Origin of the sequence: Sphingomonas sp., assembly GCF_024508665.1 — a bacterium.
Classification (GTDB): Bacteria; Pseudomonadota; Alphaproteobacteria; order Sphingomonadales; family Sphingomonadaceae; genus Sphingomonas.
This window is the reverse complement of record NZ_JANINP010000001.1, coordinates 463,457-481,220: the sequence shown is the minus strand read 5'-3', so window position 1 is coordinate 481,220 and position 17,764 is coordinate 463,457. Positions and strand designations below refer to the sequence as shown.

Annotated in this window: 16 protein-coding genes; 3 read left to right on the top strand and 13 right to left on the bottom strand. The window is 64.0% G+C overall.

The genetic code is table 11. The features are described 5' to 3' along the window. Position 1: 1 nt before the first annotated feature. From Q0L25_RS02205 to Q0L25_RS02180, 6 genes are all read right to left on the bottom strand, one after another. Positions 2-1,129, bottom strand: a complete 1,128-nt coding sequence (locus Q0L25_RS02205) for an HlyD family secretion protein (RefSeq protein ID WP_296611279.1) — start codon at positions 1,127-1,129, stop codon at positions 2-4. Continuing rightward, complete coding sequence (locus Q0L25_RS02200) at positions 1,126-1,758, bottom strand: CerR family C-terminal domain-containing protein (RefSeq protein WP_296611278.1); 633 nt, start codon at positions 1,756-1,758, stop codon at positions 1,126-1,128. Before Q0L25_RS02200 ends, Q0L25_RS02205 begins: the two co-directional genes overlap by 4 nt. Before the next feature lie 93 nt (positions 1,759-1,851). Continuing rightward, positions 1,852-3,507 carry an inorganic phosphate transporter gene (locus tag Q0L25_RS02195; protein ID WP_296611277.1) on the bottom strand — a complete coding sequence of 552 codons (1,656 nt, stop codon included), beginning with the start codon at positions 3,505-3,507 and terminating at the stop codon, positions 1,852-1,854. Positions 3,508-3,634: 127 nt separating this feature from the next. Further along, on the bottom strand, positions 3,635-4,882 hold the full coding sequence (locus tag Q0L25_RS02190; protein WP_296611276.1) for an MFS transporter: 1,248 nt from the start codon (positions 4,880-4,882) through the stop codon (positions 3,635-3,637). A gap of 410 nt (positions 4,883-5,292) precedes the next feature. Beyond that, a complete protein-coding gene (locus Q0L25_RS02185; RefSeq protein ID WP_296611275.1) occupies positions 5,293-6,135 on the bottom strand; it encodes an amidohydrolase family protein in 843 nt (280 codons plus the stop codon). 57 nt (positions 6,136-6,192) lie between these two features. Continuing rightward, a complete protein-coding gene (locus tag Q0L25_RS02180; protein WP_296611274.1) occupies positions 6,193-6,783 on the bottom strand; it encodes a hypothetical protein in 591 nt (196 codons plus the stop codon). A gap of 6 nt (positions 6,784-6,789) precedes the next feature. On the opposite strand from Q0L25_RS02180, the gene Q0L25_RS02175 reads away from it, so the two are divergent. Beyond that, the gene (locus Q0L25_RS02175; RefSeq protein ID WP_296611273.1) at positions 6,790-8,298 is read left to right on the top strand and encodes a bifunctional 2-polyprenyl-6-hydroxyphenol methylase/3-demethylubiquinol 3-O-methyltransferase UbiG; all 1,509 of its coding nucleotides are present in this window, start codon (positions 6,790-6,792) and stop codon (positions 8,296-8,298) included. A gap of 39 nt (positions 8,299-8,337) precedes the next feature. Continuing rightward, on the top strand, positions 8,338-10,719 hold the full coding sequence (locus Q0L25_RS02170; RefSeq protein WP_296611272.1) for an ATP-dependent helicase: 2,382 nt from the start codon (positions 8,338-8,340) through the stop codon (positions 10,717-10,719). A gap of 3 nt (positions 10,720-10,722) precedes the next feature. Here Q0L25_RS02170 and Q0L25_RS02165 read toward each other — a convergent pair whose 3' ends face one another. The 3 genes from Q0L25_RS02165 to Q0L25_RS02155 all read right to left on the bottom strand — a co-directional run bounded on the left by Q0L25_RS02165 (position 10,723) and on the right by Q0L25_RS02155 (position 13,280). Further along, positions 10,723-11,556: a DUF3037 domain-containing protein gene (locus tag Q0L25_RS02165; protein WP_296611411.1), complete on the bottom strand. Its 834-nt coding sequence runs from the start codon at positions 11,554-11,556 to the stop codon at positions 10,723-10,725. A 2-nt stretch (positions 11,557-11,558) separates the two neighbouring features. Next, positions 11,559-12,290, bottom strand: coding sequence for a HipA family kinase (locus Q0L25_RS02160; RefSeq protein WP_296611271.1), 732 nt, complete (start codon positions 12,288-12,290; stop codon positions 11,559-11,561). Positions 12,291-12,563: 273 nt separating this feature from the next. Beyond that, on the bottom strand, positions 12,564-13,280 hold the full coding sequence (locus Q0L25_RS02155) for a phosphatase PAP2 family protein (protein ID WP_296611270.1): 717 nt from the start codon (positions 13,278-13,280) through the stop codon (positions 12,564-12,566). A 141-nt stretch (positions 13,281-13,421) separates the two neighbouring features. Here Q0L25_RS02155 and Q0L25_RS02150 point away from each other — a divergent pair, with 141 nt between their 5' ends. Beyond that, complete coding sequence (locus Q0L25_RS02150; RefSeq protein WP_296611269.1) at positions 13,422-13,850, top strand: hypothetical protein; 429 nt, start codon at positions 13,422-13,424, stop codon at positions 13,848-13,850. 35 nt (positions 13,851-13,885) lie between these two features. On the opposite strand, the gene Q0L25_RS02145 is transcribed toward Q0L25_RS02150, so the two are convergent. From Q0L25_RS02145 to Q0L25_RS02130, 4 genes are all read right to left on the bottom strand, one after another. Next, on the bottom strand, positions 13,886-14,257 hold the full coding sequence (locus tag Q0L25_RS02145; protein WP_296611268.1) for a GFA family protein: 372 nt from the start codon (positions 14,255-14,257) through the stop codon (positions 13,886-13,888). Positions 14,258-14,321: 64 nt separating this feature from the next. After that, the gene (locus Q0L25_RS02140) at positions 14,322-14,675 is read right to left on the bottom strand and encodes a hypothetical protein (RefSeq protein WP_296611267.1); all 354 of its coding nucleotides are present in this window, start codon (positions 14,673-14,675) and stop codon (positions 14,322-14,324) included. Positions 14,676-14,891: 216 nt separating this feature from the next. Next, a complete protein-coding gene (locus Q0L25_RS02135) occupies positions 14,892-15,278 on the bottom strand; it encodes a DUF427 domain-containing protein (protein WP_296611266.1) in 387 nt (128 codons plus the stop codon). A 50-nt stretch (positions 15,279-15,328) separates the two neighbouring features. Continuing rightward, positions 15,329-17,629 carry a GH92 family glycosyl hydrolase gene (locus Q0L25_RS02130; RefSeq protein ID WP_296611410.1) on the bottom strand — a complete coding sequence of 767 codons (2,301 nt, stop codon included), beginning with the start codon at positions 17,627-17,629 and terminating at the stop codon, positions 15,329-15,331. Between the last annotated feature and the right edge of the window lie 135 nt (positions 17,630-17,764).

Below are 17,764 nucleotides of genomic sequence, written 5' to 3'. Positions count from 1 at the left end.
GTCAGCGGACCTTGACCGTCGGAATTACCGACATGCCGGGCCCAATCGGATAATTGCGCGGATCGGGATTGCCGTTGCCGACGAGGAAATTGATCCGCACCGGCACGCGCTGGACCACTTTCACGTAATTGCCGGTCGCGTTCTGCGGCGGCAGTATGGCGAAGGCCTGGCCGGCGCCGCGCTGGATCGAATCGACCCGGCCCTTGAATTCGACATTGGGATAGGCATCGACCTTGATCGACACCGGCTGCCCGATGCGCATGTTCTTGAGCTGGGTTTCTTTGAAATTGGCGGTGACCCACATCGCGTCGGGCACGATCGCGAGCAATTGGCTGCCGGGCGCGACGTACGATCCCTTGTTGACCTGGCGGTTGACTACCTGACCCGAGACAGGAGCGACGAGGCGGAGATTGCCGAGGGTGACATTGGCCTGGGCGACCTGGGCACGCTTGGCGGCGATCACGGCACCAGCGGCATCGACCGCCTTGCGGGCGACGGCAATCTGGGCGTCGGCGCTGGCGACCTGGCGCCGCGCGGCGTCGGCCTGCGCCCGCGTTGAGACGGCGTTGGCGCGCGCCTGGTCAAGCTGGGTCGAAGCCACCGCCGAGCGGTCGATCTTCGCCAGGTTCTGATAGCGGGCGAGATCCTGCGCCGCCTTGACCGCGGCCGCCATCGGCGCTTGCGCCTCCGCCGCGGACTGATTGCGCGTGGCGATCGCACTGCTGACTTGAGCCTCGGCCTGTTGCAGCTGCGCTTGCGCCTGATCCACCCCGGCGCGCGCCTCGGCGAGCTGCGCTTCGGGGCCGGTCGGCTTGATCACCGCAAGCAACTGGCCGGCATTGACGTGGCGGTTGTCGAGGTCGGCGACGTCGATCAGCGTTCCCGCCACTTCTGGCGCGATCCGGACGATATGCGCGTCGACGAACGCGTCGTCAGTCGATTCGAATTGGCGTGCATGCAGGTAATAGAGCGTACCGCCGACCACGGCGACGCCCGCCACCAGGATCAACACCCAGAAGAACGGCCGGCGGTAGATCGGCGTACTGTCCTTGGCCTTGGCCTCTTGCTCGGTCTCGCTGCCGGCTTCGGGCTGGTCGGGGGTCGCCTGTGGCTGGGTATCGTCGCTCATCGCGTTTCCTTTGCTTCCGCCGTCAGGGCATCGAGAATGGCATTGGTATTGGCGTGGATGCGGGCGCGGATGCGCTGCGCCAGCGTGTCGTCGATCGTGTCGATTTCGAACAGCCGAAGTGCCGAGGCGCGGGCCGACCGCAACACCAGGACTTGCCCGAACAGCATCAGGCCGGTGATGCGCGCGTCCTCGTCTTCCTCTATCCCGGTGGCGAGGCAGATGAAGCGGATCAATTTTCGCATCATCCGTCCCATCGGCCCGTCGAATAGCCGCGCGAACGCGGCCGTCGGCCGCATCTGTTCGCGAACGATGAACAAACTCCAGCTTTCGGTCTGCTGTGCCATCATCTTGTCGAACAGGGCGTCCAGCATACCGTGCACGGCCTGACGCGCGCCGACCGCATCGCCATCCGCAACTTCGACCAGAAGAGCCGGAGACATGCCCTCAGCCATTTTGCTTGAGATGTGATCGGCGGCGGCAAGATAGAGTCCCTCCTTGCCGCCATAATGATAGGTGATCGAGGACATCGCAGTCCCTGCCGCGGCCGCGATCTCGCGGGTGCTGGCGCCTTCCAGCCCATGCTTTCCGAAAGCGTCGACCGCGATATCGAGAAGTCGCTGCTGCACCATCGGCCGCCCATTAGTTCGTTCGAACGAACAAGCAACCCTTAAATGCAAGGGAGAGCAAAAATTCGCTCTCCCCTCCCCGCGATCAGGCGATCGTCAACTGACGAACTGCAACAGGATCCAATACAGCCCGCCCGACAGGATCATCGCCGCCGGAAGCGTCAACACCCAGGCGAGCACCATGTTCCTTATGGTGCGGAATTGTAGCCCGGCGCGATTGGCGAGGCTGGCTCCCGCGACGCCCGACGTCAGGATATGCGTGGTAGAGACCGGCACCGCCATTTTGTCGGCGAAAGCGATCGTCAGGCCGGCGACCAATTCGGCGGTGGCGCCCATGCCGTAGGTTAGGTGCGTCTTGCCGATCCGTTCGCCCACGGTCTTCACGATCCGGCGCCAGCCCACCATCGTGCCGAGGCCGAGCGCGATCGCCACCGCTAGTTTTACCCAGATCGGGATATAGCGCGTGCCCTGCTCCAAATTCTTCTGATAGCCATCGATCGCCTTGAGTTCCGCCGGCCGGAACCGCGTGCTCGCATCCTTCGCCTTGGTGATCAGCTTTGACGTATCGAGGACCAGATACATGTCATTGCGCAGGTTGCCGGTTGCCGCCGCGGGAATATTGGAGATGGCGCCGTACGCCTGGATCCGCTGGCTGATATCGGCCGACAAGGTGGTAATGGCGCCATAGACGCGCGCATCGTCAGCCTTGCGCTGCTGAAGCGCGGCGACGAGCGTGGTGCGCGCATGATCGGTGTTCGGATCGATGGTGCCGGCACGCATCGCGAACGGCGCCACGCCGGTTTTGGCGGTCTCGATGAACGCCGCCGTCGCGCTGGCTGGCATCGTGCGGTTGAGCGCATAGGCGGTCGGCGCGCAGCCGATCAGGATGAGCATGATCAGGCCCATTCCCTTTTGCCCGTCATTCGATCCGTGGAAGAAGCTGACCAAGGTACAGGTGAAGATCAGCAACGCCCGGATCGGTCCCGGGGGCGGCGTATCGCCGACCGGCTCGCGATAGAGTCCGGGCGTACGGATCACAGCCTTCATCGCATAGAGAAGCGCGAAGGCGCAGACGAAGCCGATCAGCGGGCTCCAGAACAGACCCGAAAGCACGCCATAGGCCTGGCTCCAGTCGACACCGGCAGTCCCGCCCTTGGAACCCGACGAGATGAGCTGGTTGGCGAGACCGACGCCCAGTACCGATCCGATCAGCGTATGGCTCGACGAATTGGGCAGGCCGACATACCAGGTCGCCAGGTTCCACAGTACCGCCGCCAGCAGGAGCGCGAAGATCATCGCATAGCCGGCGCTCGACCCGACGTGCAGGATCAGGTCGACCGGCAGCAGCGTAACGATCGTATAGGCGACCGCGCCCGAGGACAGCAGCACGCCGAGGAAATTGAACGTCCCCGACCACATCACGGCGAGCGGCGCGGGCATGGAATTGGTGTAGATGACCGTGGCGACCGCGTTTGCGGTGTCGTGAAAGCCGTTCACGAACTCGAATCCCAGGGCGATCACCAAGGCGACGATCAGGAAGGCGAAAACATGCGTCGCCATCTGTTCGCCGACATGGCTGGTGTCGGCCAGGATCGAATAGCCGGCATAGCCGAGAGCGCCGACGATCAGCGCGACGAACACGAATTTCGCGATCGGGTGGTTGGGCTGATCGAGCCGCCTGCCGCCATGAGTTGCGCCGGGCTCGGCCGCGAGAGGCACGGTGCCGGAATCGGCCGTCAGATCGGTAGCCATGTCGCCGCCCCTGCACGGATCGTGTGACAAGCTTGTTACAACGCCGTCCCGCCGTGGGGCACGTATTGCCGGTTTCCTGATAGTCGCGCGGGCTAAACCGTTCCCCGATCGACCTGTTCTTCTGTAATCAACGGCGGCGCGATGCCGCGAGGCCGATCCAGCTCAGCACGCCCGCCGCGGCGAGATAGAGACCGACCCATCCCAACCCGCGCGCCGACAATGCCTGCGCCGCGAACGGGGTCAGCGCGCCGCCGATCACGCCGCCGACATTGAAGGCGATCGACGAGCCCGTATAGCGCACGCGCGCCGGAAATTGATCGGGCAGCCATGCGCCGACAGGCCCGTAAACGAACCCCATTACGAACAATGCGAAGGCGAGAAATAAGCCAGCCAGCGCCAGCGGCCCGGCCATCAGCGGCGCGAGCAATATCCCGGCGACGACCGTCCCGGCACATCCCCACATCAGCACCGTGCGCGGAGTCGACCGGTCGCTCCACCAGCCGGCGATCGCGATACCGGCGGCCATGAACAGGATGGCGACGAGCTGCACGCCGAGAAACGCCTGTTTGGGGTGCCCAAGCTTGGTGGTGCCGTAACCCAGCGCGAACGCGGTCGCGATGTAGAAGATCGCGAAACACGCCACCACCGCCAGCGTCCCGCGCGCGACCGCGCCGGGATGCTCGCGCGCCATTTCGCCCAAGGGAACGCTTGGCGGCGGCCCTTCCTCCAGGACGCGCTTGAACGCCGGCGTTTCGCTCACCTTGAGCCGCACCCAAAGCCCTAGCCCGACCAGGATCGCGCTGGCCAGGAACGGCAACCGCCATCCCCAGTCGCGGAACTGATCGGGCGTCAACGTCACGCCAAGGATCAGGAACAGCCCGTTCGCCGCGATGAACCCGATCGGCGCGCCCATTTGCGGTGCGGTGCCGAACCGGCCGCGCCATCCCTCCGGCGCATTCTCGACCGCGAGCAGGGCCGCCCCGCCCCACTCGCCGCCCAGACCGAACCCCTGACCGAACCGGAGCACGCAGAGCAATAACGGCGCCCACCAGCCGATCTGCTGATAGGTCGGCAGGAACGCGATCAGCAATGTCGACGCACCCATCAGCATCAAACTGGCGACCAGGGTCGACTTCCGCCCGATCCGGTCGCCGAAATGGCCGAACACCGCCGCTCCGACCGGACGCGCCACGAACGCCAGCCCGAAACTGGCATAGGCCGAGAGCAATTGCGCGGTGTCGGAGGTCGACGGGAAAAACAGCGGCCCCAGCACCAACGCGGCAGCGGTCGCGTAGATATAGAAGTCGTAAAATTCGACCGACGTGCCGACCAGGGCAGCGAGCAGGATGCGGCGATTGGCGATTATCGGGTGCATGTGCCCACTGCACGCAGCCTGCGACAATTTGCAACAATTGCGACATTGTACTGCGACAAAGAGCGCCTACCTAAGCCTTGCCGCGGAGAGTTCTTCCCCTTGCTTGCCGCGGCATGTTCCGGCCGTCTCCCCTGTCGGCCGGTCCTCCCTGAACTACGGGGCGGTTCCACCTGCGGACCGCCCCCTTTTTTTGCCCGGCGCGGTTGCGCACCGAACTCGCCGGTAACCACACGCTTTTTTTCACGCTGCGACATTTTGATACAGCCATGACACGTCCGTGCGACAAATCGCGCCCAGAGCGCCGCTCGCGGTAGGCCCCTTGCGTGCCGCGAGCGCCGGCCCATCCCCATGTGCCGGCTCTTCCCGAACTGCGGGGCGGTTCTCCCCTGGACCGCCCCGATTTTTCGCTCTCAATATTGGCCGTAGCGCCCGCGCACCGATGCCAGCAGCGCCGCGGGATCATAGCCCACTCCGTCCTTGAACACCGTCTCGACATTTTCGATGTCGGCAATGCGCCGCGACGGGTCCCCACGGACGAGCAGTAGGTCGGCATGCTTGCCTGCTGCGATCGACCCGATCCGATCAGCCAGCCCCAGATAGGTCGCGCCGTTGAACGTACCGACGCGGATCGCCTCGATCGGCGAAAACCCCGCGTCGACCAACAGTTCGATCGCCCGCTGATCGCCGAATCCCGGCAAGACATGGCCATCGCCGGTGGGATCGGGGCCGGCCAGCAACAGGCCGCCGGCGGCAACGAACGCGCGTTCCATCGCAAGCTCGTTGGTCCACAAAGTCGCGAGCTGAGCCCGCGCGGCGGCGCTGCGGCGGCCGACCCGGGCGAACCCATAGAGATACGCCGTGCGCGCCTCCACCGTCAGCAGCTCCAATTGGCTCGGTGGCAGAATCCTGTAGGAAGGCGAAGCATCCTCGAACACCGGCAGGGTCGACGTCACCGCGACATGGTGGTCGACCAACAGCTTGATCAGCGCCGCGCCCGACGCGCTGCCGGGCGTCATCACGGTCAAGGTCGGATCGCCGCCGCTATCCGGGCAGTTATCCGGCATCTTGCCCGGATCGAGCTGCGTATTGACGAAGAAGCCGTGCTCAAGATCGTCGATGCCGAGCGCGGCCGCTTCCGGAAAGGTCACCGAACAGAGGTGTCCGGTAAGCTTCAACCCGCGACGATGTGCCTCGTCGATCGCCGCCTTGAGCTCGTCGCGGGTGATGTTCATGTACGCCTTGAACGAGGTCACGCCGTGATCCGCCCAGAACGCGACGACGCGGCGGGCATCGTCGGCATCCCTCAGCCGCTACATCTGGATGAACGGACTGCTGGCGCCTTCGAGATAAGGGCCGGTCACATCCATGTGCGGACCGGGTAGTTCGCCGCGATCGATCGCGCGCTTGATGTTGACGTCGGTTGCCGGCTCGACGGCGCCGGTCGTGCGCATCGTCGTCACGCCCGCCGCCAGATACATCCTGGGCGAGCTGAACGCCATTTCGGGGACCATGATCGGCGGTTCGGACTTGCCCTCGGACGTCAGGTTGGGCCGCGCGGCATAATACATATGGTCGTGCATCCCGACGATGCCCGGCATCACCGTCTGTCCGGTCGCATCGATCACGCGGTACTCCCCGGGCACCGCGCCGCCGCCGGCGCCGATTCCCGCAATCGTGCCGCCATCGATCAGCACCATGCGATCGTCGGCTGCGGGAGCGCCGGTGCCGTCGATGATCCGGACATGCGCGAGCGCTATCCGACCCGCGCCATATTTGACGAACGGCACGACTGCTTTGCCGGGCGCGGCGAGCGGCGGCAGGATCGCGGCGGCCATATCGACCTTCGCCGGCGTCGCGGCAGCGCCCAGCAACAATGCCGTCAGCGGAATGAGCCCTCGCATTATCCGATGCCTCCCCAGATCCTCGATGCGCCGAGGATGCGCCGTTCGATCGCGCAGGGCAATCGCGGGACGCAGCCGGCCTTGCCGCCTCCAGACTGCGGCGCCATGCTCGCGGCGATGACCGATACGCCCTCCGTCAAGCGCCTCGCCGCTGCGGCCAGTGCCTGGCGCTCGGCGCCCGACGATGCCGCTGCGCGTACCCGGCTGGCGGTGTTGCTGTGGCGGCGGCCTGATTTGGCCGACGCGTCTCACCTGCCGGCAATCGCAGCGATGGTTCGCGACCGGCAGATCGACCCCGCGCAGTTCGAACGCGCAGGCTGGGTCACGCTCGGTCCGATGCTACCCGATCCCGCCGATCCGCAAGCTGCCGCGCTCTGGCTCGAACGCCACGATCTCGCGATCGCGCTGATCGAGGAAACCCAGGTCGCCGATACCGCCGCCGAGCATTTGTTGAGCACAATACGCCGCTGGCTGCTGATCGAGCACAAGACTGACGCTTTTCCTCGGTTGGCGGCGGCATTGCTCCGGCAAGCGGCGATCAATGGCGGTGCCTGGCCGTTCGACGCGGAGGAGCGCGCGGCGCTAGCTGCCGCGCCCGAATTTCTTGCCGCCTATATGCCTGAACCGCCGGGCACGATGGAGGAGGACTTCGCCGCGCCGGTGACGCGCGCGGTGGCGGCGCAATATGGCCGCTGGCCCTATCCGGTGTGGCAGCGGGCGAACGCCGTTGCGCTGCGATCGCTTGGCGAGTCGCTCCGCGCCTGCGGCGCCGACGCGCCGATCCTGCCCGATCGACCGAACATCCTGGTTGCCGGTTGCGGCACCGGACGCGAGGCGCTGAGCATCGCCCGCATGGCGCCCGATGCGACGGTAACGGCGATCGAGCTCAGCGAGACCTCGCTCGCCGTCGCGCGAGCGCGCTGCGCCGGGCAAGCCAATTTGCGGTTGCTGCGGCACGACCTCCACGCCGTCGCCGAACTCGGCCAGCGATTCCACTATATCGCCTGCTCCGGCGTGCTGCATCATCTGCCCGATCCCGAAGCCGGATGGGCGGCGCTGGTCGATGTGCTGGCGCCCGGCGGCACGATGCAGATCGCATTGTACAGCCGGATCGCGCGCTTGCAGGTCGCTGCGGCGCGGATGCGGCTGGGCACGCTGACGCAGGAACCGGTCAGCGACGATGTGATCCGCGAGGCGCGCCGGAGGCTGATCGCCGCACCGTTGCCGAGCGTCACCGACTCGCGCGATTTCTTTAGCACAGCGGGCGTCCACGATTTGCTGTTCCACGTGCACGAGGATTGTTTCGACATATCCCGGATCGAGCGAGCGACCGATGCGCTGGGCCTCAAATTGCTCCGCTTCCAGCTGCCGACGCCGGAGGACGCCAAGCAATATCGCGAGCTCGCGCCGCACGATCCGCTGCACCGCGACTTCGCGGCCTGGCACGCTTATGAAATGCGCCACCCGTCGACCTTCGCGGGGATGTATCGGATGACGCTCGCCCGCGCGTCCTGACGGTTGCCCCGCCGGGCGCCGTTCCCTAAGTGTTCACGCGTGACCGACCCTGCCCCCGCCTCCCTTCCCGACGATCCGCCCTATCTGCGCGGCCTCAATCCGCCGCAGCGTGAAGCGGTGCTGACCACCGACGGGCCGGTGCTGGTGCTGGCCGGCGCAGGCACGGGCAAGACCGCGGCGCTGACCGCGCGGCTCGCGCATCTGTTGTGGACGCGAAAGGCCTATCCGTCCGAGATCCTCAGCGTCACCTTCACCAACCGCGCCGCGCGCGAGATGAAGGAACGCGTCGGCCGGCTGGTCGGCGACGCGGTCGAGGGCATGCCGTGGCTCGGCACGTTCCACGCGATCGGCGCCAAGATGCTGCGCCGCCATGCCGAGCTGGTCGGGCTGCATCCCAATTTCACCATCCTCGACACCGACGACCAGCTTCGCCTACTCAAGCAATTGATCCAGGCCGCCGACCTCGACGAGAAACGCTGGCCCGCACGCCAGCTCGCCGGGCTGATCGACGAGTGGAAGAACAAGGGGCTGACCCCGAAGGACGTCGACGCCGGCGAAGGCGAACGCTACGCCAATGGCCGCGGCGCGCAGCTCTATGCCGAATATCAGGAGCGGTTGCGCGCGCTCAACGCCTGCGATTTCGGCGACCTGCTGCTCCACATGCTGACGATCCTGAAGACGCATCGCGAGGTACTGCAACAATACCAGCAGCGCTTCCGCTACATCATGGTCGACGAATATCAGGACACCAACAGCGTCCAATATCTCTGGCTGCGGCTGCTGGCGCAGGAGCGCAAGAATATCTGCTGCGTCGGCGACGACGACCAGTCGATCTATTCGTGGCGTGGCGCACAGGTCGAGAACATCCTGAAATTCGAAAAGGATTTCCCGGGCGCAAAGGTGATCCGGCTCGAACAGAATTACCGCTCGACCCCGCACATCCTCGCCGCCGCATCGGGGGTGATCGCCAACAATTCGGGCCGGCTCGGCAAGACGCTGTGGACCGAGCATAACGAAGGCGAGAAGGTGAAAGTGCTCGGCGTCTGGGACGGGCCCGAGGAAGCCCGCCGCGTCGGCGACGAGATCGAGGCGGCGCAACAGATCCGCGGCGCCAGCCTGGACGACATCGCCATCCTGGTCCGCGCGCAGCACCAGACGCGCGAGTTCGAAGACCGTTTCATCTCGATCGGCATGCCCTATCGCATCGTCGGCGGCTTCCGCTTCTATGAGCGGCAGGAAATTCGCGACGCGCTCGCCTATCTCCGCGTCGTCGCGCAGCCGGCCGACGACCTGGCGTTCGAGCGCATCGTCAACACTCCCAAGCGCGGCCTGGGCGACAAGGCGCTGGCCAAGGTCCACCAGCTCGCCCGCGCCGAACAGGTCCCGCTGACCACGGCCGCCGCACGCATCCTCGACACCGACGAACTCACCCCGCAGGCGCGCCGCGCGCTAGGCAATCTGGTGGGCGACGTCGCCCGCTGGCGCGGCATGCTCAACAATTCCTCCCCGAACTCGCTCGGGGAGGGGGACCAGTTAGCGCAGCTAACTGGTGGAGGGGCGGTGCCGCATTCCGAACTCGCGCGCGTCATCCTGGACGAATCCGGCTACACCGCGATGTGGCAGAACGAGAAATCCGCCGAAGCCGCCGGCCGCCTCGAAAACCTCAGCGAACTCGTCCGCGCGATGGAGGAATATGAGACGCTCGGCGCGTTCCTCGAACACGTCTCGCTTGTCATGGACAATGAGGCCCAGGCCGACGAGCCCAAGGTCACGATCATGACCATCCACGCCGCCAAGGGCCTGGAGTTCGACACCGTGTTCCTGGTCGGCTGGGAAGAAGGCCTGTTCCCTTCGCAACGCGCGCTCGACGAAGGCGGGCTGACCAGCCTCGAGGAGGAGCGCCGCCTGGCGTACGTCGCGATCACCCGCGCCCGGCGCCGCGCGATCATCATCCACGCCGCCAACCGCCGCATCTACGGCCAATGGACGTCGAGCATCCCCAGCCGCTTCGTCGGCGAACTGCCGCAAGCGCATATCGAGAGCGAAAGCAGCATGTCGGGCGGCGAAAGCCTGTGGCGCGCGAACTGGAGCGAACGCAGCGACCCGTTCGCCGATGTCGGGCGTGGGACGGGGCGCGGGCCGGGCTGGCAGCGCGCGGCGGGCACGCTTAACGCGGCCAAGCCGGGTGGGGAGTGGCAGAGCCGGACGTTCACGCGCGAACCGGCGCGGGTGGTGGAGAGCCGCGCGAGTGCGGTGAGTTTGGGGAACAAGGGTCGCAGCGACCTGTCGGTCGGCATGCGCGTATTCCACCAGAAGTTCGGTTACGGGGAGATTGCGGAGATCGAGGGCAACAAGCTGGAGATCGACTTCGAACAGGCCGGGCGGAAGCGGGTGATGGATAGCTTTGTAACCTTGGGGTGATATCTACCGAAGCCCGCCGCGATAGACATCCCCCCTCCTCGCAAAATCCATAATGGTTTGATCTGCCGAAGGGGATTCATAATCTATCACCTCTACCGGCAGCCGATGGATTTGATCGCTAGCAACGTCAAAGGCATCTTCAAGCAATTCGTCATCGAATTTAGTAGACCGCTCAATAGGTATTAGAATATTCTTGGGATCAAGAATATTCTTCTCGATAAAATAGCTCAATCTCTCTCGCCAAATATTAGCGTGATCTATAATTCCAAGTGTAGTCTTTTGATCAAAAGCCATTGGCTTGATCACAAAGGGACGGCTACTCCCGCTGACTAACGGCAGGCGAAGCGGCATAAGTTCATCCCCCACACGCCTGGCTTTAAATGAATTAATATGTGCTCGCTTGAGGCTGGATTGAATCTTCCGAACCATCCTTAACTCACGCATCGGAGGGCCATCAATATTTCGCCGCACAAGCCGATCAAATAGTTGATCAACTACGGATCCGGATTCCGGTGTCATTACAGAACGAACAGGGCTGAATACAATTATACCCTCTCGCTGTCGCACGAACGAGGAGAATATTCCTAACGCCGTATCTCGTGGCTTTCCGCTGACAAAGAGACTCAGGTCAGCCAACTCTTTATCGATGAATAGCATTGAGTCGGAATAAATTTCGGCATCAACATTATCGAAAAACTGGGTCACTCTCCGGAATCTCCGGGGAGCCAGCTTATACTCTAACGCAACTGAATTCTCATCAAAAGCAACGATGCCTACGTTCGCGTACTCCCCCGTTTCCAGGAGAGGCCGAAACCTGACAATTACGTAGTGAGCCACGTTCACGGCTGAATTCTATCCCAAAACTCTTCAGTGTCCGACGCATCAAGCGTTGCTCGGATTTCATCTAACAATGCGGGCTCTGTCTCAAGCCATGCCTCGGGCAAAGCCTCCTCAATATCGGCCAGCGTATCCCGAGCAACGGCGAAGCGCTGCTGCAACTCCACTCTATCCAAAAGATTTGAAGAATCAAACCAAAACTTGGAACAGATATGAAGAGAATTGAACTGATCGACGTCAAAATTTCGCTCGAACGCTAGATTGTGATCGATCATAACTAATCTTTTTTCCGAAACATCAAACAATAAATTCGAATTTCCACCCCACTCCGTCCCAGTCCTATCAGAGTTTTTTACCCAATAGTCGAATACGAATATTCTTCTCAGAATCGTAGCAGATATTCCCTTTAGAGAATTCCAATCTATTTCGGTAACATTGGGCATATATTTCGAACCAAATCCGAACCCTACACCGAGAGATGATTTGGCTTCAGCATTTAGGGCAAACAAATCCGCCCGCGTTTGGGCGATAGCGAAATCGGGAACTGGCAAACCGAGTGCACTGGCAAGCTTAGCGCAGCAGATTTCGCTAAGCAGCCCTCGAACCAGAGCACCCCGGCCCTTTACGACGTAACGATCATCATCAGAGAGACGACACAGAAACGGCTCGGTTATTCCAGTCGCCGTTTTTGCGATGATTTCCTCGACCTGAAGGCAATCTATTTCATGTGTCACTAAACCAGAATAGGGGTATCCGAGCCAGATAGCGAGAATTCTCTATCTCTAAGTGCGCGGTCATGGCCAACGGTTTGAGCGTCCCGTCAGCATTAGTACATCGATCCACCGCCAGCTGCCCTTCGCCTCACTCTGCGGCTGGCGGTGATAAGCGACGTAGCAGTCATACGCGCTCGGCGTAGCAGCCGGACGAGATCGGATTGCGCGCGATCGCCGGTCATGCCGTGGCCAACATGGATGCCGCCATCGTCCTGCGACCCCAGCACCCTCCCATCATTTCTGCCTCCGCCCCAACCACCGATCTCCCATCCACACCAGCAATGCCCAGGCCGTCCCGAAACACCATCCGGCCAGCACGTCGCTCGGCCAGTGCACGCCGAGATAGACCCGGCTCATCCCGATCAGCACCGCGAGCGCGCTGAAGAAGGCGACCACCGCCACACTCCCCGCCCTGCCTCGCCAGCTGGTGCGGTCGATCCCCTCGGCCAGCATCAGTGCGAGCGTCAGATAGACTGCCGACGAGATCATCGCGTGGCCGCTGGGGAAGCTGGCATTGGTCACCTGGACCAGATGCGGGACGAGTTCTGGGCGCGGGCGGGCGATCCAGCTCTTGAGCAGGCCGTCGATCACCGAGCTGCCGATCAGCGACACCGCGATGCCCGCCGCTTCCGACCTTTTGCCCGCGCCGATCAGCCAGGCGATGCCGGCGACGCCGAACAGCCACAGCAAGGTGTACCCGCCGAGCGCGCTGATATCGACCGCGGACTGCAGCAGCCAAGACGGCCCGATCGGCGTCTGCGGATGACCGGGCACGCGCAGGGCGAGCAGCAAGCGTGTGTCGAACGAGAAGCCTTCCCCCTCGATCAACTCGTCGGCGAGATGCACGCCGAACAGCACCAGCGACACCACGAACAAGGCTAGCGCCGGCCACGCCCAGCCACCCCTCCGCACCGGCATGGTCACCCTTTCGATATCGTCCGCGCCGGCCATCGGTCCTCCAACGCGCGGACCCTCGCATGGCTGCCGGACCGGTTCCAGATCGTCGGCGCAAATATACAATTCTCCGGAACGATATGGTTCGTTCGTCCGTATCCGTCGCCATGGCCCGTTTCGGGCCCAGGAGAGGACGACATGAAAACTATGTTGATCGCGGCCGGCTTGATGGCCGCCATGTTGGGTACAGCACCCGCCTCTGCAACGCCGCTAGGTGGTACCGCGCCCGGCGCTGCACAGCAGCGCGGCGGCCAGGACACTCTGACCCGCGGCAACCGCGACCAGAGTCGCGAGGACGCCGACCGCAGCACGAACCGCACCGACCGCGGCGGAGCCGAATGGAATCGGAGCGACCGCAGTGGCGCGGACTGGAACCGAAGCGACCGCAGCCGCAGCGAGTGGAACCGGAGCGATCGCCGCGGCCGCGACTGGAATCGCAGCGACCGCCGCGGCCGCGACTGGAATAATGGCTGGCGCGGAAATCATTATGGCTGGAGCAATCGCCGTTGCCACAATGAGCGCCGCCATCACCGCTGGGTGCGCGTCTGCGGGCGCAACTGGCGCTGAACAAGAACGGGGCGGCCGATCGGCCGCCCCTTTCGTCACCACAAATTCTTTCCGTCGATTACCGTCACCGGCCAGTCGGCCGCCTCCAAATCGTCGAGCAATCGCGCGTTGACCGCGATCCGCCGGGTCTTGCCGTCCCAACTTCCGTCGCGCTGAAAATCGGGGCTGTCGGCATAGAGGTCACACCCGCAAGCCGAGCAGAAATGGTTGTGCACCTGGCGCGTATTCCAGCGATAGATCGCGTCGCTGTCGGCCTGCGTGACCTTGAACCGCTCGGGCGGGTAATAAGCGTAGAGATGCCCGCGCTTCGAGCAGAAGGAGCAAGTGCAGCGGGTCAGCGTCTCGGGTAGCTCGCCATCGATCTCGAACGCATTGCGCCCGCAATGGCATCGGCCGGTCAGGGTCATCCATAGTCTCCTCCCGGCACTACGCGCGAGGCGTATCGGGGTTGCCGCGGGAGAATGGTTTAGATCAGCCCTCTACCGCCATCAGCGTCGAGCCGACGAAGCGCTCGTCCTCTGGCTCGTAGACCGAGCTGATCACGAAATCGCGCTCGTCGAGCCGCAGGCCGACCAGTCCGTCGAGCTTGAACAGCCCGACTTTTTCCTCGCGCGGGCGCTGCCCGTCGCGCTCGATCGTCACCGCGGCGACGTAGAGCGCGTCGTTCTTGGTGAACAAGGCGTGCGGCGCGAGGAGCACCGCCATGCGGTTATAGGTCGCCACGACGCACTTCTTGCGAACGATCCCTTCCAGGATGACGGGGGCGCCGCCATTCGGCGCGGGATCGGTTTTCTCGGCGAGGTACATGACTCGGATATAGCGCATATGCTGCATTGCAGCAAGAATGGATGCGTTGGGACGTGTCTAAGGGAAGGTTTCTCTCCCCTCCCTTCCAGGGAGGGGGTGGGGGTGGGTGCGCGCGTCTGCGCGCTTCAGAGATTCATCAGTCCACCGCCAGAACAGCAACGGACGAGGCATCGAGCCTCGCCCGTCGCTCGACCGACCCCTTAATCCCCTTCCTTGCAGGGAGGGGTGCCTTGGTCAGTCGTCGCGCTCCTCGATCGCCACGCGGTCGGGATAGAAAGCGAGATGATCGCGGATCTCGGCGACCGCCTCGTGCGGTTCCTCATACGTCCAGACCGCATTCTCGCCGCGATCGATCCCGGGAATCGAGAAATAGGACGCCTCGCCTTTATACGGGCACCAGGTGTGGTGTTCGGTGCGCTCGAGCGCAGCGAGATCGGCGTCCGCGCGCGGGATATATTGCACTGCGGGATAGCTCGCTTCCTTGAGCGTCAGGGCGCGGCGCGTGTCGGCGATCACCTTGCCACCGGCGCTGACGACGACGCGCTTCGGATTTGGCGTCACGGTAATCGGATGGTCGGGCCCCGGAATGAGCGTGCGGCGGGCGGTGGCGGTATCGGACATGGCGATCCTCCTAGGGGGAGCCCGTCAAATGGGTCCGCCCCCTGCCCCACTCAATAGCCGCTCATCGAATAAGGCCGCGAGGCGATGCTGGTTCCCCACGTCTTGTTGGGCGTCGCCGACATGGTGAAGCGGAGCGTGCCGCCGCGCATGATCTCGTCATGCCCGATCCACACGCGATCGAGCGGCTTGCCGTTCAGGGTCACCGTCCCGACATAGCGGTTGGCCGGCGACATGCCGTCGGCAAGGACGGTGAAGCGCTTGCCATTGGGCAGGTTGAGCGTCGCGCGGTCGACGAACGGACGGCCGATTACATATTGCTCGCTGCCGGGCGCCACCGGGTAGAAACCGAGGGACGTGAACACCAGCCAGGCCGACATCTGGCCGAGATCGTCATTGCCCGCCAGGCCATCGGGGGTCGGCTTGTACTGGCTGTCGACGATCTGCTTGAGCCGCTCCTGGGTCCGCCAGGGCGCGCCGGCATAGGCATAGAGATAGGCGACGTGGTGGCTCGGCTCGTTGCCATGGATATATTGGCCGATCAGGCCGGCAATATCCTCGGCGTGGCTGTAGTCGAGCTTCGAAGTGTCGAAATCGAACATCGCGTCGAGCTTCTTCACGGTCGCGGCGTCGCCGCCGAGCAGCTTGATCAGCCCGCCCTGATCGTGCGGCATGAACCAGGAATATTGCCAGGCATTGCCCTCGGTATAGTCCGATCCATAGTTGATCGCGGTCGGGTCGAACGGGGTGCGGTAGCTGCCATCGCTCTTGCGCGCACGCAGCCAGCCGGTCTGGGTATCGAAGCTGTTGCGCCAGAACGCGGCGCGCTTCTCGAACGTCTCCGCGACGTCGGTGCGGCCGAGTTTGCGCGCCATCCGCGCGATCGTCCAATCGTCGAACGCATATTCGACCGTCTTCGACGCCGCCTCGGGCTCGCGGTCGATCGGCACGTAGCCGAGCTTCATATAGTCGCCCAGGCCACCATAAGGAGCATAGGTGGCGCTCGCGACCATCGCATCGAGCGCCTTGTTGGCATCGAACCCCTTGATGCCCTTCAGATACGCATCGGCGATTACCGGCACGGCGTGATAGCCGATCATGCACCACGTCTCCTGGCCCTGGAACTGCCAGATCGGGAGGATGCCGTACGGGCTCTCGCCTTGGCTCGCGAGCAGCGAGCGCACGACATCGGTCGAGGTCTGTTGCGGCTGGATGATCGTCAGCAGCGGATGCTCGGCGCGGAACGTATCCCACAGCGAAAAGGTCGAGCGGAAGGTGAAGCCCTCGGCCTTGTGGACCTGATCGTCCGGCCCGCGATAACGGCCGTCGGCGTCGCCGGCGATGCTCGGCGCCATCATCGCGTGATAGAGCGCAGTATATACCGACTTGCGGATGCCCGGCTCGGCCTGGATGTCGACCGCGCCGAGCGCCTTGGCCCAGGCAGTCTCTGTCTTGGCGCGGATCGCGTCGAACCCGCCCGGCTCGCTGTCGAGGTTGCGGATCGCGCCATCCTCGTCGACGCTGGAGATCGCCACCTTGACCTCGAGCGGCGCGTCGAGCCGGCCGAAATCGAGCCGCGCGACCAGCGCCCGGCCCTTGATCTCGGCGATGTCGCTGCCCGTGCGGCCGGGGGCCTTGAAGCCCTTATACGGGATATCGGTCTCGCGATTGACGAATTCGTGCCCGGTGAGCGGCCGCGAGAAACGCATCGCGAAGAACAATTTGCGCCCCGGCGCCCAGCCGCGCGTCTCGCGGCCGCCGGTCAGCGTGCCGTCGGCGCGGAGGCGGACCGACGACCACGACACCTTGCCCGGATAATTATAGAGGCTGGAACGCAGGTCGAGGACGAGGTGCGCGGGATTGCCGCGCTCGAACGTGTAGCGGTGGACGCCGATGCGCGTCCCGGCGGTCAGTTCGGCTCGCACGCCAGCGTCGGTCAAATTGACCGCATAATAGCCGGGCGACGCGACTTCGCCCTGATGGCTGAAGCGTGAGCGGTAGCCGCTGCCCGGCTTGGCGGGATCGCCCGGTTCGAGCGGCACTGCGTCACCCGAAACCGGCATGACCAGGAAATCGCCGAGGTCGGAATGGCCCGATCCCGAAAAATGCGTCTGGCTGAATCCCTGGATGGTCGGATCGTCATAGCGATAGCCGGCGGCGTGGCCATAACAGGTGCGGATCACGCACGTCGCGTCGGTATCCGGCGATACCTGCATCATCCCGAACGGCGACACCGCGCCAGGGAAAGTATGCCCCTCTCCTCCCGTGCCGATGAACGGATCGACGGCCGCAACGGCGCCGGACGGCGCAGCCTGGGCGATCGACGAGAGGACGAGCCCGCATGCAGCAAACATGGCGGGCAGACGGCGGGGGAGGAGGATCGTCATACTCCGCTTCAAAGCACAGCGCGCGCCTCGCGCCAAGGCGCCCGCTGCGCCGTTCTCGCGATTTGTTCACGCTAAGGCGCTAAGGCGCAAAGAGATTTGGAT